The 26,167-nt window shown below is 47.9% G+C and carries 27 protein-coding genes and 1 pseudogene; 7 read left to right on the top strand and 21 right to left on the bottom strand.

What is annotated here, in order from left to right:
• Positions 1-300 (top strand): transposase (locus BLS58_RS18180; RefSeq protein WP_176764639.1); only part of this gene is annotated, 300 nt, incomplete at its 5' end.
• A 335-nt stretch (positions 301-635) separates the two neighbouring features.
• Here BLS58_RS18180 and BLS58_RS11430 read toward each other — a convergent pair.
• From BLS58_RS11430 to BLS58_RS17575, 5 genes are all read right to left on the bottom strand, one after another.
• Positions 636-860 (bottom strand): YneF family protein, encoded by a 225-nt coding sequence (locus BLS58_RS11430; RefSeq protein ID WP_090398929.1) that lies wholly within the window; start codon positions 858-860, stop codon positions 636-638.
• Between the two features lie 107 nt (positions 861-967).
• On the bottom strand, positions 968-1,405 hold the full coding sequence (sirA, locus tag BLS58_RS11425; protein WP_090398928.1) for a sporulation inhibitor of replication protein SirA: 438 nt from the start codon (positions 1,403-1,405) through the stop codon (positions 968-970).
• Between the two features lie 210 nt (positions 1,406-1,615).
• Entirely contained in the window at positions 1,616-3,607 is a 1,992-nt protein-coding gene (gene tkt / locus BLS58_RS11420) for a transketolase (protein ID WP_176764723.1), read from the bottom strand.
• Positions 3,608-3,763: 156 nt separating this feature from the next.
• The gene (locus BLS58_RS11415; RefSeq protein ID WP_090398926.1) at positions 3,764-3,997 is read right to left on the bottom strand and encodes a DUF896 domain-containing protein; all 234 of its coding nucleotides are present in this window, start codon (positions 3,995-3,997) and stop codon (positions 3,764-3,766) included.
• Positions 3,998-4,160: 163 nt separating this feature from the next.
• Positions 4,161-4,334: a hypothetical protein gene (locus BLS58_RS17575; protein ID WP_176764722.1), complete on the bottom strand. Its 174-nt coding sequence runs from the start codon at positions 4,332-4,334 to the stop codon at positions 4,161-4,163.
• Between the two features lie 113 nt (positions 4,335-4,447).
• On the opposite strand from BLS58_RS17575, the gene lexA reads away from it, so the two are divergent.
• Entirely contained in the window at positions 4,448-5,080 is a 633-nt protein-coding gene (lexA, locus tag BLS58_RS11410; RefSeq protein ID WP_090398925.1) for a transcriptional repressor LexA, read from the top strand.
• A 388-nt stretch (positions 5,081-5,468) separates the two neighbouring features.
• Here the strand turns inward: lexA and BLS58_RS11405 are convergent, their stop codons facing one another.
• The 6 genes and pseudogenes from BLS58_RS11405 to BLS58_RS11380 form a co-directional block, all read right to left on the bottom strand.
• A complete protein-coding gene (locus tag BLS58_RS11405) occupies positions 5,469-6,419 on the bottom strand; it encodes an ABC transporter permease (RefSeq protein ID WP_090398924.1) in 951 nt (316 codons plus the stop codon).
• A gap of 1 nt (position 6,420) precedes the next feature.
• Positions 6,421-7,482: an ABC transporter permease gene (locus BLS58_RS11400; protein ID WP_245723148.1), complete on the bottom strand. Its 1,062-nt coding sequence runs from the start codon at positions 7,480-7,482 to the stop codon at positions 6,421-6,423.
• Positions 7,479-8,444, bottom strand: a pseudogene (locus tag BLS58_RS11395) (ABC transporter ATP-binding protein); the annotation flags it as partial. The gene BLS58_RS11400 and the pseudogene BLS58_RS11395, both read right to left, overlap by 4 nt.
• Positions 8,443-10,311, bottom strand: coding sequence for a bifunctional metallophosphatase/5'-nucleotidase (locus BLS58_RS11390; RefSeq protein WP_425433690.1), 1,869 nt, complete (start codon positions 10,309-10,311; stop codon positions 8,443-8,445). The pseudogene BLS58_RS11395 and the gene BLS58_RS11390, both read right to left, overlap by 2 nt.
• 347 nt (positions 10,312-10,658) lie before the next feature.
• Positions 10,659-11,810 carry an NADH-dependent flavin oxidoreductase gene (locus tag BLS58_RS11385; protein WP_090398922.1) on the bottom strand — a complete coding sequence of 384 codons (1,152 nt, stop codon included), beginning with the start codon at positions 11,808-11,810 and terminating at the stop codon, positions 10,659-10,661.
• Positions 11,811-11,874: 64 nt separating this feature from the next.
• Positions 11,875-12,285, bottom strand: a complete 411-nt coding sequence (locus BLS58_RS11380; protein ID WP_090398921.1) for a MarR family winged helix-turn-helix transcriptional regulator — start codon at positions 12,283-12,285, stop codon at positions 11,875-11,877.
• Positions 12,286-12,893: 608 nt separating this feature from the next.
• On the opposite strand from BLS58_RS11380, the gene BLS58_RS11375 reads away from it, so the two are divergent.
• Complete coding sequence (locus tag BLS58_RS11375; protein ID WP_218126217.1) at positions 12,894-13,220, top strand: hypothetical protein; 327 nt, start codon at positions 12,894-12,896, stop codon at positions 13,218-13,220.
• A 19-nt stretch (positions 13,221-13,239) separates the two neighbouring features.
• Here the strand turns inward: BLS58_RS11375 and BLS58_RS17570 are convergent, their stop codons facing one another.
• Entirely contained in the window at positions 13,240-13,410 is a 171-nt protein-coding gene (locus BLS58_RS17570; RefSeq protein ID WP_218126215.1) for a hypothetical protein, read from the bottom strand.
• 352 nt (positions 13,411-13,762) lie between these two features.
• Between BLS58_RS17570 and BLS58_RS18405 the strand changes: the two genes are divergently transcribed.
• The 3 genes from BLS58_RS18405 (at position 13,763) to BLS58_RS11355 (ending at position 14,868) form a co-directional block, all read left to right on the top strand.
• The gene (locus BLS58_RS18405; protein WP_425433689.1) at positions 13,763-14,158 is read left to right on the top strand and encodes a tyrosine-type recombinase/integrase; all 396 of its coding nucleotides are present in this window, start codon (positions 13,763-13,765) and stop codon (positions 14,156-14,158) included.
• Positions 14,131-14,475 carry a tyrosine-type recombinase/integrase gene (locus tag BLS58_RS11360; protein WP_218126213.1) on the top strand — a complete coding sequence of 115 codons (345 nt, stop codon included), beginning with the start codon at positions 14,131-14,133 and terminating at the stop codon, positions 14,473-14,475. Before BLS58_RS18405 ends, BLS58_RS11360 begins: the two co-directional genes overlap by 28 nt.
• 69 nt (positions 14,476-14,544) lie before the next feature.
• Positions 14,545-14,868 carry a tyrosine-type recombinase/integrase gene (locus BLS58_RS11355; RefSeq protein ID WP_245723147.1) on the top strand — a complete coding sequence of 108 codons (324 nt, stop codon included), beginning with the start codon at positions 14,545-14,547 and terminating at the stop codon, positions 14,866-14,868.
• Positions 14,869-14,996: 128 nt separating this feature from the next.
• On the opposite strand, the gene glnA is transcribed toward BLS58_RS11355, so the two are convergent.
• The 5 genes from glnA to BLS58_RS11330 all read right to left on the bottom strand — a co-directional run bounded on the left by glnA (position 14,997) and on the right by BLS58_RS11330 (position 20,847).
• Positions 14,997-16,352: a type I glutamate--ammonia ligase gene (glnA, locus tag BLS58_RS11350; protein WP_090398915.1), complete on the bottom strand. Its 1,356-nt coding sequence runs from the start codon at positions 16,350-16,352 to the stop codon at positions 14,997-14,999.
• Positions 16,353-16,429: 77 nt separating this feature from the next.
• Positions 16,430-16,786, bottom strand: coding sequence for a MerR family transcriptional regulator (locus BLS58_RS11345; RefSeq protein ID WP_090398936.1), 357 nt, complete (start codon positions 16,784-16,786; stop codon positions 16,430-16,432).
• 109 nt (positions 16,787-16,895) lie between these two features.
• Positions 16,896-18,158: a methionine gamma-lyase family protein gene (locus BLS58_RS11340; RefSeq protein ID WP_090398914.1), complete on the bottom strand. Its 1,263-nt coding sequence runs from the start codon at positions 18,156-18,158 to the stop codon at positions 16,896-16,898.
• Between the two features lie 511 nt (positions 18,159-18,669).
• Positions 18,670-19,914: a GTPase HflX gene (hflX, locus tag BLS58_RS11335; RefSeq protein ID WP_245723149.1), complete on the bottom strand. Its 1,245-nt coding sequence runs from the start codon at positions 19,912-19,914 to the stop codon at positions 18,670-18,672.
• Between the two features lie 24 nt (positions 19,915-19,938).
• Positions 19,939-20,847 carry an AAA family ATPase gene (locus BLS58_RS11330; RefSeq protein WP_245723146.1) on the bottom strand — a complete coding sequence of 303 codons (909 nt, stop codon included), beginning with the start codon at positions 20,845-20,847 and terminating at the stop codon, positions 19,939-19,941.
• A 77-nt stretch (positions 20,848-20,924) separates the two neighbouring features.
• On the opposite strand from BLS58_RS11330, the gene BLS58_RS11325 reads away from it, so the two are divergent.
• Positions 20,925-21,959 (top strand): tyrosine-type recombinase/integrase, encoded by a 1,035-nt coding sequence (locus BLS58_RS11325; protein ID WP_176764720.1) that lies wholly within the window; start codon positions 20,925-20,927, stop codon positions 21,957-21,959.
• Between the two features lie 30 nt (positions 21,960-21,989).
• Here the strand turns inward: BLS58_RS11325 and hfq are convergent, their stop codons facing one another.
• From hfq to mutL, 4 genes are all read right to left on the bottom strand, one after another.
• Positions 21,990-22,226 carry an RNA chaperone Hfq gene (gene hfq, locus BLS58_RS11320; RefSeq protein WP_090398911.1) on the bottom strand — a complete coding sequence of 79 codons (237 nt, stop codon included), beginning with the start codon at positions 22,224-22,226 and terminating at the stop codon, positions 21,990-21,992.
• Between the two features lie 37 nt (positions 22,227-22,263).
• A complete protein-coding gene (gene miaA, locus BLS58_RS11315; RefSeq protein WP_090398910.1) occupies positions 22,264-23,217 on the bottom strand; it encodes a tRNA (adenosine(37)-N6)-dimethylallyltransferase MiaA in 954 nt (317 codons plus the stop codon).
• Complete coding sequence (locus tag BLS58_RS11310; protein WP_176764719.1) at positions 23,217-24,008, bottom strand: class I SAM-dependent methyltransferase; 792 nt, start codon at positions 24,006-24,008, stop codon at positions 23,217-23,219. Before BLS58_RS11310 ends, miaA begins: the two co-directional genes overlap by 1 nt.
• Positions 24,009-24,289: 281 nt before the next feature.
• Positions 24,290-26,161 carry a DNA mismatch repair endonuclease MutL gene (gene mutL, locus BLS58_RS11305; protein WP_090398908.1) on the bottom strand — a complete coding sequence of 624 codons (1,872 nt, stop codon included), beginning with the start codon at positions 26,159-26,161 and terminating at the stop codon, positions 24,290-24,292.
• Positions 26,162-26,167: the final 6 nt, after the last annotated feature.

Here is a 26,167-nt window from a genome sequence, read left to right as displayed (position 1 = left end):
CAGGGTTCACTTGGGAAGAAAGGGCATTCCGGCATCTTAAAAACCAAGAAAACCCGAAAGAAATTTCTCAAAGACAAAAGTCATCGCATCCAGTTCGTTTATACACCGAAACACTGCTCATGGCTCAACCAAATCGAATGCTGGTTCAGTATTCTGTGTCGGGATTTAATCAACCCGAGAGCTAGCTTTACATCCATTGATGACTTAGCTTATCGCTTAGCTCAATATATCGAATATTATAATCAACATTTGGCCAAGCCGTTCCATTGGACGTTCAAAGGTCGTCCTTTGCAGGTGTGATCACTTATTTCAGCCGTTTTGCACTAGTTGCTCAAACATAAACAGCAGCTTTTTCAAATCGATACCCTCTCCCAAGGGCCTCGGGTAAACCCAGCGCCCCTCAAAATGAGTGAATCCCAAAAATGAGGTGCGCTGGCCGGAGGCCGCGAGTCCCAAAATGGGGATTTATCTAATTTGGGGTGCGCTGGCGGTTCTTGCGGCCCCCAAAATAGAAAAATGATCAAAATGGGGTGTGCTGGCTGCCCCCCCATCAAGGTCGTGGATCCACTGCACAGCCTACCGCGCCCGCGCCGACGACACAGAAAAAAACACCTCCATCTCAGAGGTGTCTGATTTCATTTCTTATCCTGCTGTTTTTGCATCGCCTTCATCATCTGGTTAATTTTCTTTTGGGACGGGTTTTGGCCCATTTGTGTCATCATCACGCGCAGCATCTGCTCATTAATGGGCGGATTCTTTTTCAAGTAATTCGTCATCGTTTTACGGGCGATGAAAAAACCTCCCACGAGCCCTGCGATCAAGGCTGCTATCGCGATCAACACAACCCAAATCGTGTCCATACGGTCTATTCCTCCTTACGTCGATCACACGGTATAGCTTCGGTGCAAACAAACATCATTCATTATACCGTATCCACCGGACGTTGAAAAGGGCAACCGTTTCACTTTCACCCATAGAGGTGAGTATGCATTTTCATCGGTTTCAACCAGCCATATTTTTCACGCTTAATATCACAGGCGAAAAAATATGGGTCATACGTCTGTAATTTGTCAAACCAGACCCACTCATCCTCCCGATCAAGCGTGCTCCAAATTTGCAGTCTCCGTTCGGACATCGTTAATTTCACGCCCTCGTCCTCTTCCACATAGTAGACGTAACTGTCATTCTCATCAGGGTGAAAATCGGTCATGGTCGAAGAAGACAGCCACGCGCCTAGATGGTGGATTGAGATCGGCCTGCAAATATAATCGACTTGCTTTTGAACTTCATGGTGAATGGAGGGAACCGTTTCATACTCTTTAAAAAGACGAAACAGTTTGCTTTCCAACTGAATAAATTGCCGAGCAACCTCCGGCCTTAATAGATAAATGTCATAGCGGTGCAAATGGCTCGCCCTCCTTTAATGTCTTGTGCTTATTTTAATGCTCGGTCACTAAAAAGTATGTCAACATTTGTTTGCTGCAAGCGAATAGTCTTCGACAATGGCTTCGAATCGTGTTGAAATGACGTTTCACCAAAACATTAAGGTCGGGCAGATCAGGCTCTGCCTGTTTACATTATAACAAGACTGAGCTCTTTTTCGACAATTTGAGGATCAGTTTTTGCCGAGCAAAGCTTTCACTTCATTTCTGATATTTTCCTCGTGGAATCCATACGCTTTCATAACGACGTCGCCGGGGGCAGAGGCACCGAATTGATCGATCCCGATTTTCCTGCCGCCAGTCCCTGCATAGCGATCCCAGCCAAACGTCGCGGCCGCTTCCAGCGTCATCGTCGGGATGGATTCATCCACTACTGATTGTTGGTACGATAAAGGTTGTTTCTCAAAGCGGTCCTGGCTCGGCATGCTGATGACCCGGACGGCTATCCCTTCCCGGGAAAGGTTCGCTTTCGCTTCCATGGCGAGAGAGACTTCAGAACCGGTAGCAATAATCGCGACGTCAGGTTTGTCTGCCTCGGAAAGAATATAAGCGCCTTTACTTACGTTTTCATAGGCTTGATCAGGATCCGCGAGCGTCGGCAAGCCTTGTCGTGTCAATACAAGGGCGGTCGGGTGATCGTTTGCTTCCAGGGACAGGCGCCAGGCGGCTACCGTCTCGTTCCCGTCTCCCGGACGAATCACCGACAGATTCGGCACCGCGCGTAAAGAGGCCACGTGCTCAATCGGCTCATGGGTCGGCCCGTCCTCGCCGACGGCGATGCTGTCGTGGGTAAACACGTACGTCACAGGCATGCCCATCAGTGCGGACAGGCGAATGGCCGGTCGCATATAATCCGAAAAGACGAGGAAGGTTGCACCATACGCGTGCAAACCACCATGCAGGGAGATCCCGTTCAAGGCAGCTGCTGTGGCAAACTCCCGCACACCAAACCAAACATTGCGGCCCGCCCGATTCTCTTTCGTAAAGTCATCATAATCATTCATCAACGAGTTATTGGACGAGGCCAGGTCAGCCGATCCGCCGAACAAGCCATTCACTTGTGAAGAAATCGCCTGAATGGCCGCTCCTGATGCTTTACGGGTGGCAAGCTCGTCCTCGCCGATCTCGTATCTCGGTAATTCCTGCAGCTCATCTGTTCTCCAGTCGCAGGCAAACGCGCGCGTAAGTTCGGCGGCATTTTCGGGATAGTCTTGTTGGTACGCTTCGAATAGTTCCCTCCACGCCTGATAGTCATACTCAGCTTCTTGTCGTTGATTTTCAAAAAATGTCTGTACGTCCTCGGGAATATGGAAAGGTTCATGATCCCAGCCGTACGCTTCCTTAACGAGTGCCGCTTCTTCTTCTCCCAGAGGTTTCCCGTGCGCTTCATTTGATCCGGCACGGTTCGGTGACCCGAAGCCGATGACCGTTTTCACTTCAATAAAGCTGGGTCGGGGATCCGCTTTCGCTTCCCGAATCGCTCGGTCAATCGCTTCCACATCATTGCCGTCTTCGATAAAAATCGTGTGCCAGCCATAGGCTTCATACCGCTTTAAAACATTTTCGGAAAACGCACGATTCAAATCGCCATCGAGGGAGATGTCATTCGAATCGTACATGACAATTAATTTCCCTAATTGTTGATGGCCCGCAAGCGACGCCGATTCCGAAGCCACGCCTTCCATGACATCGCCGTCACTGCAAATGACGTACGTATGGTGATCGAATATTTCATAACCATCTTGGTTATACGTCGCTGCGAGATGCGTTTCGGCCATCGCCATTCCCACTGACATGGCAATGCCTTGTCCGAGCGGTCCGGTCGTGGCATCGACCCCCGCTGTGTGTCCATACTCGGGATGACCGGGCGTTTCGCTCCCTAATTGCCGGAAATTTTTCAGTTCCTCCAAACTTAAGTCATACCCACTTAAATGCAATAAACTGTACAATAGCATCGATCCGTGTCCGGCTGACAAAACAAAGCGGTCACGATCCCACCATCCCGGCTGCGCGGGGTTATGTTTAAAATGCCTTGTCCACAATGTAAATGCCATCGGCGCCGCGCCCATAGGCAAGCCGGGATGGCCTGCTCCCGCGCGATTGACGCTGTCGATGGATAATGTCCGAATCGAATCAATGGCCTTTTGTTCTATGTTGGTATTCAATGTCTTCATCCTTCCTCTCTATGTATGGCTACTTCTTATGATATACGCTTTTTAGACGTAAAACAAGAAATGACAGCACAAAAAACGGCGCTTCACCTGTAAAAGTGACGCGCCGTTTGCATTCTTCATTCTGGATTTCAAGATCGCTGCTGCTCATCAATAGGAGCGACGATGAGTTTTAGCCGTGCGTAACTTGTCCGGGGTGACTTCGTTTCCTTCTTCATCGACAACGGTTACGTTTTGAATCTGCTGCTTGAAAGAAGTGCGGAAATTCTTAAGGTATTCTTCACGTAAATCTTTTTGCTCGTTTTCTTCTTCGGTCGTTAAACCCGTTGTCTTCTCCCGTTTGGCTAGCTCATTAATGCGGTCAAGCTTTTCATCGGATATCAATGAAGCTCCCCCTTAAAAACATGGATTAGACTTATCGTTACTATAACGTTCATGAGACTTGATATCAACAGGCAATATTTTTTAATATCATGGAAAACATCGGCTTAAAACAAGTGAAGGTTACTGTGCTTTCAATTCCTTATACATTCTTTTATTCCCTTTATCAACTTTGAACATCCATTTCAACCTTTTCCATTTGCGTATCCGCAGCCGAACTGGCTTCAAGTGTGTCATTGGCGACCCACGTCATAATCACAATGGAGAGGCCAAACAAAAATAACAGAATACGCTCTTGTGTTTTTTTCTGCTTCTGCTTTTGCGCTTTTTCGTTCATCATGTCACAACCTCCAAAACGTTTGTTCTTATCAGTGTAACGAAAAGAACTAATGTTTGCAAACATCTGTTTTACATGGTATGATATGGTTACTATAAAAAAATGAGGTGAATGAATTGAAAAAACTTTCAGAGCGACAGGAGACGATTCTCGCGTATATTAAAGACAATGTGAAAAAGAAAGGCTATCCGCCCTCCGTCCGGGAAATCGGCGAATCCGTCGGTCTTGCCTCCAGCTCAACCGTCCACGGCCATCTGGCGCGTCTCGAAAAGAAAGGCTATATCCGCAGGGATCCAACCAAACCGCGAGCGATCGAAGTGCTTCACCTTGACGAAGACGGCAATGAAATCGCGGAAGCGGACAAGCCTGAAAGTGCGTATGTTCCGCTCATCGGAAAGGTCACTGCCGGGCTTCCGATTACAGCTGTTGAAAATGTGGAAGCATATGTTCCTTTACCTGAAAACATCGTCGGCGGCGACCAGGTCTTCATGCTCACCATTGAAGGGGACAGCATGATCGACGCCGGGATTCTCGATGGTGACCAGGTGATCGTACGCCAACAACCGACCGCCGATAACGGTGATATTATCGTCGCGATGACCGACGAAGAGGAAGCAACCGTCAAACGCTTCTTCAACGAAGGTGACCATATACGCTTGCAACCCGAAAATGCAACCATGGCGCCGATCATTCTCGACAATTGCCAGGTACTCGGAAAAGTAAGCGGTGTTTTCCGGACGCTTCATTGAATGAGAGCAGGGCTCCCGGCTCTGCTTCCATTTAAGTTTACATAACACTATTATTGTATACTAAGTAGTCTTGTCTTTTCACTGTATGTTCTCCCATTGCCATTTAGAATAAAGAAAACTTGGCTTATCGCCAAGCCTTTAAGGCGATAAGCCTTAGTTGCACTTATGCAGGATAAGAAAGTTATACTTTTTGTATGAAAACAACCGTTATTGGAGCAGCGCAAACCATCAGTATAACCAACATATGTCACGATTATACTTTTTGCGCTAAATCAGTTGTTTTCATGGTAGATGGTGGCTACCGGCAGCGTAGCCACATTGTTTCTTATCTGCCAAGCAAAAACCCCGATGCCCGCGGCACCGAGGTTCTATTTTTTCCAATTTATTTTCAATCCGTCTGGTTCAATGCTTTCGGAGGTTCCGCCTTACCTACAAAACCGGCAAGCGCCAGGATCGTCAGCACATACGGGAGAATCAGCATGTACACTTGCGGGATTTCGGCAAGCCCGGGTATTTGTTGGGCGGAAATGCTCAACGCCTGCGCGAATCCGAAAAATACGGCTGCCCCCATGGCCCCGACGGGATGCCATTTACCGAATATGAGAGCGGCGAGGGCCATAAACCCTTGTCCGACGATAGTTCCGGCCGAAAAATTACCGGCGGTGGTGATGGCGAATATGGCGCCGCCTAAACCGCCGAGCGCACCGCTAAGCATCACCCCGATATAGCGCATACGGGTCACTTTGATCCCCATCGTATCGGCCGCCATCGGATGTTCACCTACCGAACGTAGTCGAAGGCCGAACGGTGTTTTAAAGATCACGTACCAAACGATCGCAACGACGATAAACGCAAGGAACGTTGTCGCATAAATTCTCGAGAAAAACATCGGCCCGATCACAGGGATTTCACTTAAAAACGGGACATCAATCCTGAACAGTCGTGCACTGATCGCATCTGTTTGGCCGCGGTCAAAGACTTCCCTGACGATAAAGACACTTAACCCGAGCGCGAGAAAGTTTAAAGCCACACCACTTACAATTTGATCAGCTTTTAGTGTAATGGACGCAACAGCATGAAAAAGCGAGAAAACCGCTCCCAATATAATGGCCGCGAGCATCCCCATCCACGGAGAAGCAAAACCAAAACCGATCGATTCGAAGAATAACGTTCCGACAATCCCGGAAAAAGCGCCCATCACCATCAGGCCTTCAAGGCCGATGTTGACGACACCGGACCGTTCACTGAACAATCCACCAAGGGCTGTAAGAAGTAAAGGGGTAGATGCAATCAGGGCAGCCGGAACTATCGTATAAAGAATTTGTAGAATGTCTGCCATTTTATTTCCCCTCCTTCTTACTTTGCAAGCGACTATAGATCCATCGAATCAAGTAGCTGGAAGCGACGAAGAAAATAATTAAGGCAATGATAATGTCGGCCAGTTCCGGGGCAACGTTCGCTTGCCCCTGCATATTGTTGGCGCCTTGCTGGAGACCCCCAAACAAAAATGACGAGAAGAAAATACCGATGGCATTACTGGCACCAAGCAGGGCGACAGCGATACCGTCAAATCCATAATCCGTAAATGAGGAAAGAATCTCGGCATATTCAAACGTTCCCAGCCCGAGCATAGCCCCGCCGACACCTGCAAACCCACCGGATATAGACATCGACATGATGATATTCGTATTAACATTCATCCCGGCGTAGGCAGAAGCTTGCCGATTATGACCGACTGAACGTAACTCAAACCCTAATTTCGTTTTCCATAACAGAAACCACATGAGCACACAAGCGAGCACGGCAAGAAAAAAGCCCCAATGCAACCTGGAAAAATTCGTAATTTCTGCTAAAAATTCCGAGGCCAGTGATGCCGAATCATGAATAAAGGCCGTCCTCTGACCGGATTCCTGAAAATAAGCCCTGATCAAGGCATTGGCGACATGCATGGCTATGTAGTTCATCATAATCGTCACGATGACTTCATGAACTTGCAAACGCGCTTTTAATAACCCCGGTACGAAACCCCATAACGCACCGGCTATGGCACCGCCCAATATCGCCAGGGGCAAATGAATCATCAGCGGCGCTTCAATGGAAATGCCGACGATCACGGCCGCAAACCAGCCGACGATTAACTGACCTTCAACGCCGATATTCAAAAGCCCGGTTCTGAAAGCAAAAGCGACAGCAATACCGGAAAAAATTAACGGAATCATCTGCTGAAGGGTTTCGCCAAAATAGTAGAGATCGCCAAAAACACCTTCAACTAAGGCAACATAACCGGTCACCGGGTTGTTGCCGCTAATAAGCATAATGAGAGCACCGGCAAAGAAGCCAAACCCTATCGCGATCAGGGGAATGAACAATCCGAACCATCGGGATGTCAGTAGATTTTTCAACGTTGTCCCTCACCTGCTTCCCTTTTACCGCCTGCCATGAGAAGGCCGAGTTCTTTTTCATCCGTCTCGTCGGCCTTGACGATATCTACAATGGTTCCTTCATAGATCACGGCGATACGATCACTCAAGTTAAGAATCTCATCAAGTTCCAGAGATACAAGCAAGACAGCATGACCTTTATCCCTCTCTTCAACCAACTTTCCATGGATGAATTCGATCGCTCCCACGTCCAGTCCCCGTGTCGGCTGCGCAGCGATTAACATATCCGGTGAACGGTTAACTTCCCTGGCGATGATCATTTTCTGCTGGTTGCCGCCGGACAACGAACGCGCCGGCGTTTTTTCATTTGGGGTACGGACATCGTATTCCTGAATGAGTGCTTTCGCTTTTTCATAGATGTTTGGATAGTTTAATATGCCTTTTTTCGTATAGGGAAACTGATAATACGTTTGTAACAGCATGTTTTCGGCGACGGTGAACGCCATGACCATGCCGTGTTTATGCCGGTCCTCCGGTATATGGCCGACGCCTGCTTCGGTGACTTTTCGCGGTTTATAATGGGTGATATCTTGTTCAGAGACGGTCACCGATCCGGCTTTTACAAGTCTCAATCCGGTCATGGCTTCGACCAGTTCTGTCTGGCCATTGCCGTCAACCCCGGCTACGCCAACGATTTCACCGGCACGTACATCAAGGTTTAAGCCATTGACGACGTCCACCTTGCGTGTATCTTCGACCTGAAGATCTTTAATGGATAGCACCGTTTCTTTTGGAACAGCCGTTTCTTTCTCTACAGCAAAACTCACTTCCCGGCCGACCATCATTTCGGCGAGCTTATTCTCTGAGGTATCGGCAACATCTACCGTTCCAACGCCTCTCCCCCGGCGAATGACCGTGCAGCGGTCACAAACCTGCATAATTTCTTTCAGTTTATGTGTAATGAGGATAATCGACTTACCCTCAGTTTGCCACATCCTGAATGCGGCCTTCCACCTCGTAATCCACTTCTTCAAGGTCGACCATGTAGTCCCGAAGCATTTCCCAGTCCGTATCGCCGACGATAGTCCCGCGCCCATCATCATAGGCATCGCCAAGAACGTCATGGCCATCGCCGCCCGTAGCTGTAAAGTTGTTGGTCGCCACCGTATACATATCATCTTCAGTAATTTCTTCATATTCGCCGTCAATATTGACTTCTAAAGTTTCCACACGTTCACCCGGATCTTGACTACTGTCATACGTGAGACGGGTATCACCTGAGATGTGCAGAAAGCCCCCATTTTCTTCGGGACTATTCGATACGCTTTCCTCAAACATCTCGATTAATTCTTCACCGGATAACTCAAGCAGCGTCAGACGATTGCCGAATGGCTGCACTTCAATGATTTCACCTACAGTGACTTCGCCTGCCGCCATCGATGTACGGATGCCGCCACCGTTCTGAAAGGCCATAATCGTATCTTCATCGGTTAATCGCGCGGCTTCCAGCTGCGCATCGGAAATTAAATTGCCAAGTGCTGTCTCATCAGCGCGGACACTCTCTTCATCCCCATCTCCGTGGCGAGGGTTGGGCAAATCATTGACAACAGTTGCACCAACCTCTTCATTTTGTAGGTCTTCGACGATGTCCTGATATGGCTCCAGAATGTCCAGCGCCTCCGGATCCGGTTCGCGCTCTTCCGTGGCCATCAGTTCACCATCCACATCTGTGACAGCGCCCTTGTCATCAAAAGTTACATTCATCCAACCAAGATATTCACCATATTCTCCGGCTTGTCCGATGACGGTCGGGTCCATGTCTTCACCGTCTTCATTTTCGGTCACGATGGTGGGCGACTCTACGGTCGTGTGGCTATGACCCCCAATAATGACATCAATGCCTTCTACCTGTTCAGCGAGCAAAAGATCATTGCCAACACTCGGATCACTGTCATAGCCAATATGTGTTAAAGCGATGATTTTGTCGATGCCTTCGTCTTCAAACTGATCCACCATCTCCTGTGCCGCCTGAACGTAGTCGCTAAATGCCACATCCATCGGGCTGGAGATATCGGCCGTATCTTCGGATGTAAGCCCGAAAATACCTATGTCTTCTCCCTCATGTTCCTCGATGATGCCATCATAGATCATCCCATCTTCAACTTCACCACAGACGCCTTCCACCGTTAAATCATTTAAGCTTTCATCTTCGGAGAAATCGGTATTGCCTGCCACAATCGGAAAGTCGGCAGCTTCGAAAAAATCCACCAGTTCCGGATGACCATCCTCCGGATCACCGAGATCATATTCGTGATTGCCCGGTACAAATGCGTCGTATTCCATCAAATTCATGAACTCAATCGCATCTTGTCCCCGGAACTCGTTAAAATACAACGTTCCCGAGAATACGTCGCCGGCATCCAGGACAAGACCGTCTCCATGTTCATCTTTGGCTTCATTTAAGGTCGTAACCAATGGCGGAAACATCTCTGTTTGGCCATGATGATCGTTCGTATGATAGATGTTCATGCTGAACGTACCATCATATTTGGCGATCAAGTCATCTGCCATTGCGTGAAGAACAGCAAAACCATGTTCGGAGATGAATTGGTTTTCCTGCTGATGAGCAAGCAGATCGTGAAAACCGCCCATGTGCTCGACGACTTTGTCCGATTCACCTTGATCTTCGAAATGACCGACCGCCTGCAAATGCCTATCCAATGCATGCGGTGCGCTACTATTTGCAAATGCCCCATCCTTGTCCAATTGTTCAACAACGCTTTGCAGCTCCGCTGCCGAAATGTCGTCTGCATCATTTTCCTGCGCGACCACGCCCGTCGCGGAACTCATGACGAGCAAAAAAGCAAAAAGCAAAAACAGCGGCGTTTTCTTCCTATGACTTCGTTTCATTTAAATCACTCCCCTACTATTATTATAAATACGTAAAGGATTATGTAGCAATAATATTGCTAATATTAATTTTAGTCTATACGAACGGGTATATTAAATTTTGGGACTCAAGAGGTTAGGCGTTGTTCCGAATTTGCATACATAGACACATTCATATCGGATACACCCTTAGGTACTATAATTTTTGCATGTCTCATACATACAAAACCCTTAGCACCCGCAGTGCTAAGGGTTTCCGTTTCCTTAATGGTTTTCTGTTTCACTTCGTGGCGTTTTTCGCGTTGGCTTTACCTGCCATCAGTTCTTGGCAATGAATATAAACCGTCATTAAATTGATTCCATAAATTAGGTGGTAAATCATGTTTATCTTCTCTATAAGGGTCGAATTTCGACATGATTTCGTCCGCTTTACCATTCTGTATTTTATCAACGAAATTATGATCTAAGAGAATTTCTCTACCTAACGCCAATAAATCAATATTTTTGGGTTCTACAGCTTCTAATGCTTGTTCAGCCGTAAATATTGATCCAATACCAACTAATGGCATCCGACCGTCAATCCATTGATGAAGTAACTTAATTCTTTCTTCACCTTGATACTTACCTTCACGCGTTTTAGCGTGTACGTCCATTAATGAAACATGTAAGAAATCTAACGGTTTTTCAATTAAATGTTTCACCAGTTCTTCGGTGATTTCCATCGTTATACCTGGCGTTTCTGCTTCTTCTGGTGAAAATCTATAACCAACGATGAAATTCTCATCTGCATGAGCTTTAACCGCATGGACAACCTCATCTACCACTTTCATTGGGAATTTTAATCTATTTTCTCCCCACTCATCATCACGACGATTATAATAGGGGGAAACAAATTGATGTATGAGATAATGGTTTGCCCCGTGAATTTCTACACCATCAAACCCTGCTTCGATCACTCTGCGTGTTGCCTCGCCAAATGCTTTAATGGTGTGTTCAATTTCTTCTTGCGTAATTTCCCTGGCATGATGTTCTTCTTTTTCATAGGATGGACTATGTTTCTCATCACCCTGTAAAGTTATAGGACTTGGCGCAACGACATCTCCATTTGGTGTTAAATATGGCATTGACTGTGCCCCGCCATGATGGATTTGTACAATCGCTTTTGCGCCATTTCTCTTCATCGCTTTAGCTAATCGTTTTAAACCATCCAGATGTGAATCATGTGCAACGGAAGGCTGGCCAGGAAATGCCTTCCCCAAATCAGTCACATTACTAGCCGCAGAAATAGCTAATCCTACATCTTCAGAACGTTGTTCGATATGATCAATTTCCACATCAGAAATTGTTCCATCATCGTTCGAAGATATATGAGTGAGTGGTGCTAAGACAAATCTGTTTCTTAATTCTACTTTATTGGGTAGTTCTACTTTTTCAAATAATGGTTCAAACTTCTTATCCAATGCTACAATGCCTCCTATAAATATACATGTATGACATATATCCTTCTTGAACAATCAGTATTCCTTATTCAACAAGCCTTTTAATATTTTGTATATCTTTCTCACTCAACCGCGACTGTAAGTGATCATTAATGACCATTTCCATCTCGTGAATGTAATGTTCTCCTTTTTTCATGAGGAAGACATCAATCGATCGCTTATCATTTGCATACGTTTGGCGTTCAACTAACGACCCGCCTCGATATTGTTCAAGTCTTGTAACTAAGCGTGATAAAGCACTATGGCTAAGACCCACTTTTGGAACTAAATCTGATAACTTCATCTTCTTTTGTTCTGATTGTGCCAAGTAGTACATAAGGTAAAATTCTTTAATGCCTAATTGAAATTGTTCTTGAAGTGTACAATCCATTGCTTTCAGTAAACGGTCGTGATATTTCGTCAGATTAAGCCAAGCACTAAACAACTCATTATTCATGATTATAATCCTTTCAAGACGGCCTAAGCCTCTCTTTTAGAGAGACTCTAAAGGGAGTCAAAGACCTTCGATATGCTAAGGAAGTTTAATAAAGTATTCATCCTTGATTACGTTTTGCAGGCGTCCAACATCCCACAAGGAGTACGTATAGAAACTTATTTCCTTCACCGCCACTCAGGGTAGCCTAATAATTCATTAGGTTCGGTGTTCATTTTGCCAACAGCTTTGACCAAGATCAGCAGCTTAGCCGATATCATATAGATACCATAACAAATATTACATGCATGCGCAAACATTTTTTTGATTAACTTTAATAATTAGCCACCTTTTCAATGTTCAAGAGGAATAGATAAGCAATGAGAAGGCATTGTCTATTGCGCAGCCGGAACTATAGCAAATACTCATCTAACTAATACAGCTAATCGTTCGAGCATATCCTCGATGAACTCAGTGGAGACTTCTTCTATGTACAGAAAACCTCTCGAATTCAGTAAACTTTACCGGTAATTTTCAGATCATTCTCCAAATCGACAGCAAATGACCATGTTGATGTCGCATTCCATTCTTTGTTTTTGGAAATGGACACAGATGGAGTTGATGGCACACAGGTGATGTCAGTATTACATGCGCTAGGAATTGATTTAGAAAATGAAGATATGGGCGATATGATTGTAGATGCAATGTTGATTGATACAGCCTTTGAAGAAACTCGCCAAATTGAAAATTATCAAGTTAACCTCTTTGCAGACGAAACGACACAACTGTTAGTCCAAGGAATTGGAAATTCAAACACTATCCATAATTTAAAGCACGGGCCCCGACCCGTGTTTTTTTCATCTACAAAAAACAATCCCCTGACATCTGCCAAGGGATTGAATAAGGAGAATAACATGAGCTGCTTTGTGGGCGCGGAAGTTGGGCAAAAAGAAGTTTAGTCACAGTCGATAAAAAACTTCACTTTACACTCTTTCTCGCGGTCGCGGTCGCGATCACGGTCGTCTTTTTTATTACATCCACATCCACAGTGATCGTGGTGCTTATCGCGTCTGCAATGATCACGCTTCCTTCTTTCTTCCTCTCGTTCACATTTGCACTTAAAACGATCACCATCAAAGTCAAGTCCAAAGACGATTTCATCCCATTTTTTAAACATTTAGCATACCCCCCCTTTCTTACTGAGGTATACAATACTTTATGTAAGATCGTATATTGCTTGTAATGCACGTACCTACTTGTACGAAAAACAAACGGATTAACTAGAATGATCTGCTAAATAATGGATACAATAAAATGAAGGGATCCTTTTATAAAATACGGTGGCTATACATCATGAATAGGGATTCCTGACAAACACGGGCTCCGGCTCGTGTTTTTTGTTTAGGACTTTGTTACTGAAATGAAATTTCTGTAAAAAAAGTTCTTATTCGCAGATTCAAGGGTAAAGAAAAATGAAAAGACAGGTAAGTGATATTTCAGGCTGCGGTATAAAGATCCTACCACTCAAAAATGGAAGGAAAAGAAGCGCGAAGGTTTTAGGACAAGACCAGAAGGCGTTGCAGCACTCAAGCGGCTTGAACATGAAACTGACCTCGGGTTCGACCAGGCAAAAGATGAAACGCTGAAAGAGTATCTCCACATGTGGCTTGCGGAATACAGGGAAAACAAGGCCGCGAAAAACACCCACAAACTGGATAAGCTGAACATTGAAACACGTGCCTTGCATTATTTTAAAAATATTAGACTAAAAGATATCACCCCAGCTTTGTATCAGACATTTATTAACTACTTAATGATGATAAAGGATATAGCAAACAAACCACTGATCTCGTACACAGGACAATGTACATGTCCATCAAGCGAGCTGTTGGATTGAAAAAGATACAATCTAATTTTTGTGAGGAAGTGGTCATCAGAACACCCCGCGAAAAGAGTGAGAAGGTCAAGGTCAGGTTCATTGACTATGAACAGATTACTACTTTTCTTTCTGCAGCGAAAAAGGACAACTTGCTGTATCATGCTTTCTTTTGCCACCTAATCCAGACAGGAATGCGAAAAGGTGAAGCAGGTGCGTTGCAGTGGCAGCAGGTCGATTTGTCTGAGCAACGTATTAACATCGTCCAAACACTCGACTACGCTCCAGAGACAGATGCAGACCTGTTCGGGGATCCCCAAAGCTACAAATCAGCATGAAACATACCAATCACTAACTGGTGGACGATGCAGCTGAAAGCACACCGTGTCCGGCAGAACGACAACAAAATGAGATTTGGTGATGATTATCGGCACAACCTTGATTTAGTCCTTGCTCGTAAGGACGGATCGCCTATACCAAAATCAACCCTGTTCAACGCTTTTAGGCGCATATGCAGAAATGCAGGTATTTCAACCGATCTTGATATCCATTCTCTACGTCATACGGCTGCCGTCTTACTTCTCGAATCAGGAGCAGAGACGAAATACATCCAGGAACTTCTCGGCCACGGATCCATCACGTCAGAAGTATATACACACGTGAGCAACCGGATCGAACGCGACTCCCTGAACAAGTTTGAAAAGTATACAAAGGAACTGTTTGGATCATGACGATCCTTATTATGTTTTTCAAAGTTCGTGGCGGATTCGTGGCGGCCGGGAAAACCGGGGAACGATTGACCAGACATGCGCCACGAAAAAAAAAGCCCTGATGCTTATACACCAAGGCTTTCAATGACTTAATAACTCTGCATATACTGCTCCCGTTCCCAAGGGTGCACGGCCGTGCGGAACATATCCCATTCGATTTCTTTGGCTTCGATGAAGTGCTCAAGCGCGTGTTCACTGAGAGCATCAAGAAGAACCTTATCCTGTTTAAGTGCATCGATCGCTTCTTTTAAGCTAGGTGGCAATGCCTGGATATTTTCTTCCTCGCGTTCTTGTTCGCTCATCACATAAATGTTACGGTCGGTTTCCTCCGGTGCCCGTAATTGGCGCTTCACACCATCGAGACCGGCCGCGAGCATGGCTGCCATCGCTAAATATGGGTTCGCCGCGGGATCCGGACTTCTAACCTCGATTCTTGTGCTCAGTTTGCGTGATGATGGGATACGCACGAGCGGACTGCGGTTGCGCATCGACCATGCGATGTAGACAGGCGCTTCAAAGCCCGGGACGAGGCGTTTATAAGAATTAACGATCGGATTGGTCAGGGCGGTGAACGCCTCAGCATGGTCCAATATGCCAGCAAGAAACTGCATCGCTGTTTCACTTAACTGCGTCTCGGTGCTTTCATCATAAAAAGCATTGGTCTCCCCTTTGAAAAGCGACATGTTACAGTGCATCCCCGACCCGTTTACACCGAATAATGGTTTGGGCATGAACGTCGCGTGTAAGCCGTGCTGGCGGGCGATCGTTTTGACGACGAGCTTAAACGTTTGGATATTATCACACGTCGTGACGGCATCGGCATATTTAAAGTCAATTTCGTGTTGCCCGGGAGCAACCTCATGATGGGAAGCTTCAATTTCAAAACCCATATTCTCCAGTTCAAGAACAATATCCCGACGGCAACTCTCACCCAAGTCTGTAGGCGCAAGGTCAAAGTAGCCCCCCTGATCATTCAATTCCAATGTCGGATCGCCTTTTTCATCATTTTTGAACAAGAAAAATTCCGGCTCGGGGCCAATGTTAAAGTCGGTGTAGCCAAGGCTTCTGGCTTCCTCCAGCACATTTTTGAGGACCCTGCGCGGATCACCTGCAAAAGGTTCAGGCTCTCCGCCTTTGTGGGCGGACGGTTCATAGATATCACAAATCAGACGGGCTACTTTTCCTTTTTCCGGCGTCCACGGAAAGATGACCCATGTGTCCAAATCCGGGTATAAGTACATATCCGACTCTTCAATGCGAACGAATCCTTCAATCGAAGATCCATCAAACATCATTTGGTTATCGAGCGCTTTTTCCAATTGATCGGTAGGAATTTCCACATTTTTGACAATCCCTTGCAAGTCGGTGAATTGCAGACGGATAAATTTGACGTTTTCCTCTTCGACTAATCGTGTGATGTCCTCACGTGTGTACGATGGTGCCATGTTAGCAACCTTCCCCTCTTTTGAAAAATTTAACTTATTTATGTGGAACGTTGCCGGCTGGCAAACGTTGTCACCGTTTAATGGAAAAAGTGCGAAAGTTGCCCCTGGATGATGGATGATTTATGGGAATTGGCATTGTTGAGGGCCTCCCATCTCACCTGCTCGTGCAAACGTTTGGAATGCACGCGCTCTCGCTCCTCGTTTCGTTCTTTTTCCTGGCGGTTAGTAAGCATTTCCTTAATACCTGCCATATTAATGCCCTGCTCGGTTAATTGCTTGATATCAAGCAAGCGGTCGACGTCGGCGAACGAAAACAAGCGTTGATTGCCCTCTGTTCTCGCCGGGACGACTAAGCCGTGCGTCTCGTAATAACGGATTTGTCGCGGGGTTAACTCAGTTAAGTCCTGGACGATGCGAATGGAGAACAAAGGCATATGCAAACGGTCGCTTTGTTCCACTTGTCTCCTCCTTTCATTCACATCCAACCTTGAATATAGATTGATTATAAGTGAATATGATATTCATGTCAACTTTTTTATCAATTCATGTGAAATTACTTAACATATCATCGAGAGCGTGAACGACGGCGATTTTTACGTGGGCGAAAGAGAGACCCCCTTGCACGTAAGCGATATAAGGCGGCTTTACAGGCCCGTCAGCGCTAAGTTCAATGCTCGCCCCCTGGACGAATGTGCCGGCCGCCATGATCACTTCCCCTTCATAACCGGGCAAGGGCCCGGGAATCGGTGCGGCGTAAGCGTCGATTGGAGAGTGCTTCTGGATGCTTTGGCAAAAAGTGATCATGGCATCGCGATGTGTAAACGTCAGTGATTGAATCAAATCCGTCCGCTCTGTAAATGGATCCGGGCTTGTCTGCAAACCTGCCTTTTGTAGCAGAGCGGCCGTAAAATGGGCGCCTTTTAACGCTTCGCCCACAATCATGGGGGCGAGAAAAAAGCCTTGCAACGCCTCGTTGAGAAATCCACCGGTCGCGCCCGCTTCCAAACCGATCCCCGGCGCGCTTAAGCGCGAAGCTGCCTGTTCGACGAACCGCTTCTTTCCGGCGATGTAGCCGCCTGTTTTCGCTAACCCGCCTCCGGGATTTTTAATGAGCGAGCCCGCGATTAAGTCCGCCCCGATGTCTCCCGGTTCGTTTTTTTCCACGAATTCGCCATAACAATTATCGATAAATATGTGCACCTCAGGCCAACGGGTCTTGATGTATTGAATCTGCTGCGCAAGCGAAGCAATGGGAATCGACGGACGTTCGTCATAGCCGCGGGAACGTTGTAATACAACCCATTTCGTCTTTTCATTGACGACGTCAGGCAAATGCTCAAGATTAACATGGCCGGTTGAAGTTAACGGGAGGACACGCGTGTGTATGTCATACTCGCCAAAATGGCCGGGGCTGTTTCCGACAAGTCCGAGGACTTCTTTCATCGTTTCGTACGGATCGCCGCTTGCGTAGACGATTTCATCGCCAGGACGAAGGTTGCCAAACAAAGCGGCAGTAATCGCGTGCGTTCCGGAGACAAATTGCGGCCGCACAAGGGCTGCTTCCGTGCCGAAAGCCCTGGCATAGACTTGTTCGAGGGCTTCCCGGCCAGCATCGTCGTAGCCATATCCATCTGAGCCCTGCAAATGATGGCTGGAGATGTTTTCGGCCTGATAAGCCTTGAGGAGCTTTTCCTGATTGCTTTCCACAATGTCTTCGATTTCCCGATGGAGGGGATACCATTGTTCCTCGATCTCAGCCAGCCAGCGCGAGATTTTTCTCTGATTGTGTAATTGTGTCGTATCCATTATGTGATGTCTTCCTTTTTAACAATTTTTCCTTATTGAGGTATCATATAGCCTTTTGACCCCTTCGGAACCCCCTCATCTGCCGTTTGGGGATTCACAGGTCGCTTCTAATCCCTCTCGGGGCGGCTCAACTGGCGTTCGAGGGATTACGTCGCTCTTCTGATCCCTCTCGGGGCATCTCAACTGGCGCCTGAGGGATTACATCGCTCTTCTGATCCCTCTCGGGACGGCTCAACTGGCGTCTGAGGGATTACATCGCTCTTCTGATCCCTCTTGGGACGGCTCAACTGGCGCCTGAGGGATTACATCGCTCTTCTGATCCCTCTCGGGGACGGCTTAACTGGCGCCTGAGGGATTACATCGCTCTTCTGATCCCTCTCGGGACATCTCAACTGCCGTTTGAGGGTTCACAGCTCGCTTCTGATCCCTCTCGGAGCAACACATCTGCCATTTGGGGGTTCATACTGCCCATTTGAAAATAGTTTTACTTTGACGTTTCATTGCTGCTGTTTTACGGTTCCTGTCCTTCTTTTTTCAGGCGCTCGACTTGCGGATGGCCCTCGAATGCGTACCCTTCAAGCTTGTACATTTCTTTTTCTTCGTCAAACGTTTCCGATTGCACGAGCGTCGTTTGCCGTATAGTGTGCAGAAGGCGGCCGTTACTGGCCGGAATATGAATGGCGTAAAAGGCCATTTGCTTGCTCAATTCATCTTCCATCACCCTGTGGAGATCCCCGATATGGTGATGTTCTTTTGCGCTCACATACAACCACGGGCGATCAACATTCACGATCGGAACCGTTCCCTCATCGAGGGTTTCGGCCTTATTCATCACCGTTATGACCGGAATCTCACCGGCACCGAGCTCATTTAACAACTGGAGTACGGTTTGCTTTTCGGATTCTGCTTCCGGACTGGTGGCGTCAATAACATGGATGAGGATATCGGCATCCGTCACCTCCTCCAACGTCGCCCGGAAAGCCGCGATTAAGGTCGTCGGCAATCCCCTTATGAAGCCGACGGTATCACTGACTCGTGCCGATAAGCCCGAGGGCAAACGCAACCCCCGTGTTAAGGGATCCAAAGTGGCAAATAATAAATCTTCCGCCAACGCGTCTTCGTTCGTTAATGCATTTAAAAGCGTCGTCTTTCCACTGTTCGTATAGCCGACAAGGGTAAATTGCGGCTGGTTGAGCCGATCTTTTTGCTCACGAATCGTGGAACGATGTTTGCGAATCCGTCGTAAATCTTTTTTTAACTCATCCATTCTTCCCCGGATATGACGGCGGTCCGTTTCCAGCTTCGTTTCACCGGGTCCGCGCGTTCCGATACCGGCGCCCAGGCGTGAAAGGGACTCCCCTTGCCCGCGCAACCTCGGAAGTAAATACGTCAGTTGGGCCAGCTCAACCTGAATACGCCCCTCTTTCGTGCGCGCACGATCCGCAAAAATATCCAGAATCAATTGTGTGCGGTCAATCACGCGGGCGGTTGTTCTCGCGGTGAGCGACTGCCCTTGCCGGGGAGACAATTCGCCGTTAACGACGACAACGTCCGCTTCCCACTCTTCCACGAGCGTTTGAATTTCCTCCGCCTTTCCTTTGCCAACATATGTCGAAACGTCAGGGGCCGGACGATTTTGGGTCGCCGTCGCCATCACCGTCCCCCCTGCCGTGGTCACCAGACTTTTTAATTCCGCCAAAGAGGCGCGGGCATCGGTCTCCCTTTCCCGTTCATCGATCACTGCTGTGACGATCACTCTTTCCAAAAATCATTCCTCCCGCTATTTAAAATCAGCACCGATTAAAGTTTTGAGCGCTTCTTTATCGTGTTCCTTCTTTTCCCGCATCGTTCGCACCGCATGGTAGCGAATGGCCTGCTCGATTTCATTGCGAATGTAGCGGCCGTTACTGAATGAGTGTTCAGTCTTCCCGGCGCGACGCAACTGGATTTTTTTCTCCATTTGTTCCTTTGCTGCCGATGTCCAGATATATTCACGCTCGCCCAGCATATTTTCTGCAATTTCCAGCAACTGTTCGGTTGTAAAGTCGGGAAATTCGAGCTGCACGGGAAAACGTGAAGGCAGACCCGGATTCATATTCAAAAAGCGATTCATTTCCGTTGAATAGCCGGCCAGGATGAGCACAAACGGGTGGAGATTATCGTCCATCGCTTTGACGAGTGTGTCCACCGCTTCTTTGCCAAAGTCCTTCTCTCCCCCTCTGGCAAGGGCGTATGCCTCATCAACAAACAGAATCCCGCCTTCGGCTTTTTGCACTAAAGCCTTCGTCTTTTGTGCCGTTTGGCCGATATATTCGCCGACAAGATCCCCCCGTTCCGCTTCGATGAAATGACCTTTCTCCAAAAAACCGAGTTCCCGAAACATCTCCCCGAGTAAACGGGCAGCCGTCGTTTTGCCTGTGCCCGGGCTTCCCTTGAAAATCATATGCATCGATTGTTGTTTCGTTTTTAATTGATGTTTTTCGCGACAGCGGTTAATATGAATCCAGGCATAGATTTCACGAATGAACGTTTTTAATTCGTTGACACCGACGAGTTTATACAGCTGTTTCTCAGCTTTCTGTAATATATAGTGATCAGGATCAGCAAGCATGGCCTCTCGTTGCTGTTGATCACGTTCACGGTCCTGGATTAATACACGAATACGCGATTTCGACGTTTGTGCGTTCACGCGAACCCCCTCCCCTTCTCTCTATGGATGATCTATCAGGGCATCTGCCCATAGTTTACGCACGGGAGGGTAGATGTGTGAATCCGGAGGTCAGAGGTCGGAAGCCGGAGGCCGGAAAAGGAGGGATGGGTTTGATTCCGCAAAAAGAGAAATTGCCGACAGAGGCGCTTGAGTTTCTTGAGTTTTTAATATCCCGGGGGCGTAAATCTTCAACGATTCGAAGATACGCCTATGATCTCGCCGATTTTTACAGCTTTGCCGCGATTCATGCCGACCGCAAAGTAACGAACCTCCATCCGGTGGAAGCGATCATTCTGGAAGATTATTTTACATATTTAATGGAAACACGCGCGTACAACCGCAAAACAACGAAGCGAATCGCGGCGGTTTTGCGGCGCTATTTCCTGTTTTTATCGCAAACGCACGGGCACACCACAACAAACCTTATGCGAAACGTTCAGCTCCCTCCCGCAGCCGATGAAGCGATCAGCAAGGACGATTTACTAACGCAAAACGACCTCACCCGTTTATTTCAAAGTCTTGACTCCGATCTCGGCTTAAGCGAAGAGCAAAGACAGGCAAGGCCCCTCTTGGCTCCCCGCAACAAAGCGATGATCCAACTGCTTCTTCATCACGGCCTGCGCCTGCAGGAACTGCATAGCCTGAGCCTCGATGATGTCAATTTCGGAACGGGGACGATTTCGATTTCCCCCACTGACAGTGAAGTGCAGGCAAGAGTGCTCCGCCTTTCCAAATCGGATCGCCGGGACCTTAACCGTTACATAAAGGTGATTCCCAAGCCGGTCCGTCCTTATCCGGGTGAGCGCCATCCTTTGTTTGTCGCGTTTGATTTCCAAAAACAAACGTACCGCTGGTCTTATGAAAATGACGAACCGAAACGACTGACGATCGTCGCCATGCAAAAGATGATTCGCGAAGAAGCGAGGCGGGCCGGTTTGCCGCCGGGAAAAAGCGCGCGGCATTTCCGCCATACCTATATTGTATCTGCGCTCAGGCGTGGCCATTCCCTCGAAGCCATTCAGGAAACGCTCGGTTTACATTCCCCACTCGTGCTGTTCCGTTACCAGGACTATGTGAATGAACACACCTAAGACTCCGCGCTTTAAAAGGCGGAGTCTTTTCTAGCTTTGCTCTTTCGGCTCCAATTGGAGTTCCACATTTCGCTGCGGAGCAAACGTCGAGATCGCGTGCTTATATACCATCTGTTGCTTCCCATCCGTGTCAATGACGACGGTAAAGTTGTCAAAGGCTTTCAGAAAACCCCGAAGTTGAAAACCGTTGGTGAGAAAAATCGTGATCGGAATGTTATCCTTTCTTAACGTATTCAGGAATTGATCTTGAATATTGACATTTTTCATCTTGCTCTTCCCCCTTTTCATACATCTCTTTGCCTTATCAGTAATCTTTCGACGTGTTTGCCCATTTTCCTGCAAGATGTGTACATATTTTATCGATGAGCTTCTTTTCTTCGCCTTCCCGGACCTCAAACCACGTTACGTTTTCCTTGTTCCGAAACCAGGTGAGTTGTCTTTTCGCAAATCTTCTTGAATTTCTTTTTAATTGCGTCACTGCTTCCTCGAATGAGCAATCTCCGTCAAGGTAGGCGACGAGTTCCTTATATCCGATGCCTTTCATCGCCTGCGTATGGCGAATCCCCGCCTCGTATAAGGCGGACACTTCCGAGAGCAAGCCTTCGGCAAGCATGTGCTCAACGCGGGCCTCAATGCGCTCGTAAAGGGTTGCGCGTTCCATCGTCAATCCGATCATCAGCACCTGATGCGAGCCTGGTTGCCCATCGTCACGCGTCACCGGAGCGGGGGCAGGCTTTCCGGCGTAAATAAGCTCAAGGGCGCGGATGATCTTACGCACATTACGAGGATGGATCCGTTTGGCCGCGTCCGGATCATGGAGGGCCAGTTCCTCGTGAAGTTTCTGGGCTCCCACTTCTTCCTCCCCGCGTGCTTCCAATCGTTTTCGGAACTGCTCATCGCCCGCTACATCGTTAAATGACCAATCGGAGGTTATCCCTTTGATGTACATTCCCGTCCCACCAACGATTACCGGCACATGGCCGCGGCCGTCGATCTCGTCGATTTTTTGGATGGCGTCGCGGCGAAACTGGGCAGCTGAATATGTATCGGTCGGTGCAAGGATGTCGATCAGATGGTGAGGGACGCCATCCTGTTCTTCTGTCGATGCTTTCGCCGTTCCAATATCCAGCCCTCGATAGACCTGGAAAGCATCCCCGTTTATAATTTCGCCTGCGAATGTTTTCGCCACCTCGATACCAGCGTGTGTTTTCCCAACCGCGGTCGGTCCTACAATGACGATTAACGGTTTCTTTTCCATCACCTGCCCCTTTCCGCCGGCATCGCTCCATAAGAGACACTGCGGTGTTTCTTAATCTCCGGAAAACCTAAGCGCGTAAAGATTTGGCTCCCCCGCTCTGCCTTTAGCACAACCGCCCGTCTTGCCACTCTCTTCGCTTCCTTGAGGACGTCTTTTGTAACCTTTTCGTCCTCAGCCCAGAAACGCAGTGGCGTTAAATGGGCAGAATGAACTCGGGCTTCCCTGAACATGGGGTCAACATAAACAGTGTCAAAGGAACGGTCCTTGAGTGCTCTTAAGTAAGCCAAATGATCTTGCTGCACAACCATTATGCTTCGCATCGCCTCATTCAATCCCGGTACGTCTTCATCCCAGTGCTTAAGACCCTGGGCGACAACTTCCGCGATAAAGGGATTTTTCTCCACCCCGACCACATTTCCGGCGGGAGCGACGGCGTGGCTTGCGACGATGCTGTCAGCCCCGAGACCAAGCGTTAAATCGAGGAAATCATCCCCCGGACGCAATTGCGCGATGGAAACGAGGGGATCAACTTCTCCGCTGAGCATACGTTGAACACGAATCTTGGCCATGCTCGGGTGGAAAAAAAACGGTTGCTCGCTATCTGCGGTATAAAGCATATCCCGTCCGAGTTTTCCTACCATATAAACCTTGTCGGCCTTTCGCAAAAAAGCGTTCATCGTTTTGTGCAAACGCTCCTCGAAAGGGCATTGAAAGCGAGTAGCCAATTGATAAGCACGCTCGATCATCTCGGGAGTCGGTGAAACACTCGTCGTTATGAGCTTGTCTTCCATGCCCCTAGTGTACATGTATTCTTTCCTTCTCTCAAATCAAAAATAAGGTGTGCGGGCTGCACACCTTATTTTTGGGGTTAATTCTTGTCTGAGGTTGCCATTTTGAAAAGAACCAGTGTCATAATCACGGCGACGGCAACGGCAAAAAATGAAATACCGATAATGGCGACGAGGTCTGTTCCTGTCATGCGTTTCTCTCCTTTTTCTCCTATTAATTTTATTCTAACAAAAAAAGGCAATAACAGCTGTGACGAAGCGATGACTTTTCTTGTCTGTTACGTTTACATGACGCGCTTGAACATTTTTTCCAGTTCATAACCGCTGATGTGAACATAAATCGGACGACCGTGCGGACAGGTAAAGGGATCTATGCACGCGCGTAAATCTTCCAATAACGCGACCATTTCATCCCTACTTAAATGGTGGTTGGCTTTGATCGCCCCCTTACACGAAGTTAAGGCGGCCGCTTCTTCCCGCAACGTGCCGATATCCGGTTGTTTCAAAGCGAGCAATTGCGCAATCAACTCACGAATCGTCTCCTCCTCCAACCCTCGCGGAATCCAGGTTGGATGGGCAAGCACCCGATACGTGTGTACACCAAAAGGTTCCACGCTCAGGCCAAGCTCTTCCAGCGAAGCACCCATCTCCTCAATCCTCGCACTCTCCTCCGGTGTAAACGTCATCGTAAAAGGGACGAGCAATGATTGACTGACGCGTTCCGGTTCCCCTAGATGTTTCCGGTAATATTCATAATGAATGCGTTCCTGAGCCGCGTGTTGATCAAGCAAATAAAGCCCTTGCTCGTTTTGGGCAAGGATATACGTGCCGTGCAGCTGACCGATCGGATAGATGACCGGTACCCGCCGCGTCACTTCCGACCTTTCGGTCGTCGTTTCGTATGACTGCGCCGGGGCTTCGTACGCCGCTGGCTTATCATCACGGCCGAAGGGATCATAAGCTTTTTCATCTGTACCACCCTGAGCCTGTTCCTCCGCGCCCGGGGAGCTTTCCCTTATAGTTTGTTCATGATCCCTCTCTCTTAAGCTGGAGGATGTTGGCTCATCTTGTTGGCTGCCCCCGGAAAACGTCAGAGGCAATTCCTGGGCTTTTTCCGGCGCTTTGTCCGAAGATCGCGACACAGCGCTCTCGATTGGTTCCGGAATGAGCGTCTCTTTTTGCAAACGATCCCGGATCATCTCACTGATTTCGGCGAGTAACTCATCTTCTTTGCTGACACGCACATCCCATTTGGAAGGATGGACATTGACATCTACGAGGACAGGATTCATTTCAATCGCGATGACAACGACCGGATACCGGTGGATCGGCAACAATGTTTGGTAAGCTCTTTCAATCGCTTTTATAAACGGGAAATGTCTGATGTAGCGCCCATTGATAAATACGCTCATATAGTGGCGGCTCGCCCGATTGACTTCCGGTTTGGCAATGAAACCGCTCAGTTCATGATCCGCGGAGCTTCTGGACACCGTGAGCATATTTTCCGCCACCTGTTTGCCGTAAATCGCGTATAAGACGGCGCGCCGGTCCCCTTTACCGTTGGTGAAGAGCAATGGCTTCCCGTTGTGAACGAGGCGAAAAGATACATCAGGGCGCGCCAACGCCGTGCGGTTAATAATGTCTGTCGCTTTACCGAGTTCCGTGTTTACGGTTTTCATGTATTTCAGACGGGCGGGCGTATTGAAAAAAAGCTCCTCGACGACGATGGACGTGCCCTGTCGCGCTTTGCTCCTGCTCCGCGCGATTAACCGCCCGCCCTGATAACGAAGCTGGAGGCCGGCTTTATGATTCTGCGCGGTTTCCATCGTCAATTTGGACACCGAGGCGATACTCGGAAGGGCCTCTCCGCGAAAGCCGAGCGTCTTGATTTGCTGGAGATCGTCTTCATTTTTGATTTTACTGGTCGCATGTCGCAAAAACGCCTGTTCCGCCTCGTCCGGGTCGATGCCCGTCCCGTTATCCAAAACGTGAATGCGCGAGAGCCCCCCTTCTTCCAGTTCGATGTCAATACGCGTGCTTCCCGCGTCCAACGCGTTTTCCACCAGCTCTTTCACGACGGATGCCGGGCGTTCAACGACCTCGCCGGCCGCAATTTTGTTGGAAAGGGTTTCTTCCAATGTAACGATCACACTCATGACTCT

It is taken from the genome of Natribacillus halophilus, from assembly GCF_900100185.1.
GTDB classification, from domain to species: Bacteria; Bacillota; Bacilli; order Bacillales; family Marinococcaceae; genus Natribacillus; species Natribacillus halophilus.
The sequence above is the reverse complement of the archived record's forward strand: the minus strand, read 5'-3'. Positions and strand labels throughout refer to the sequence as shown.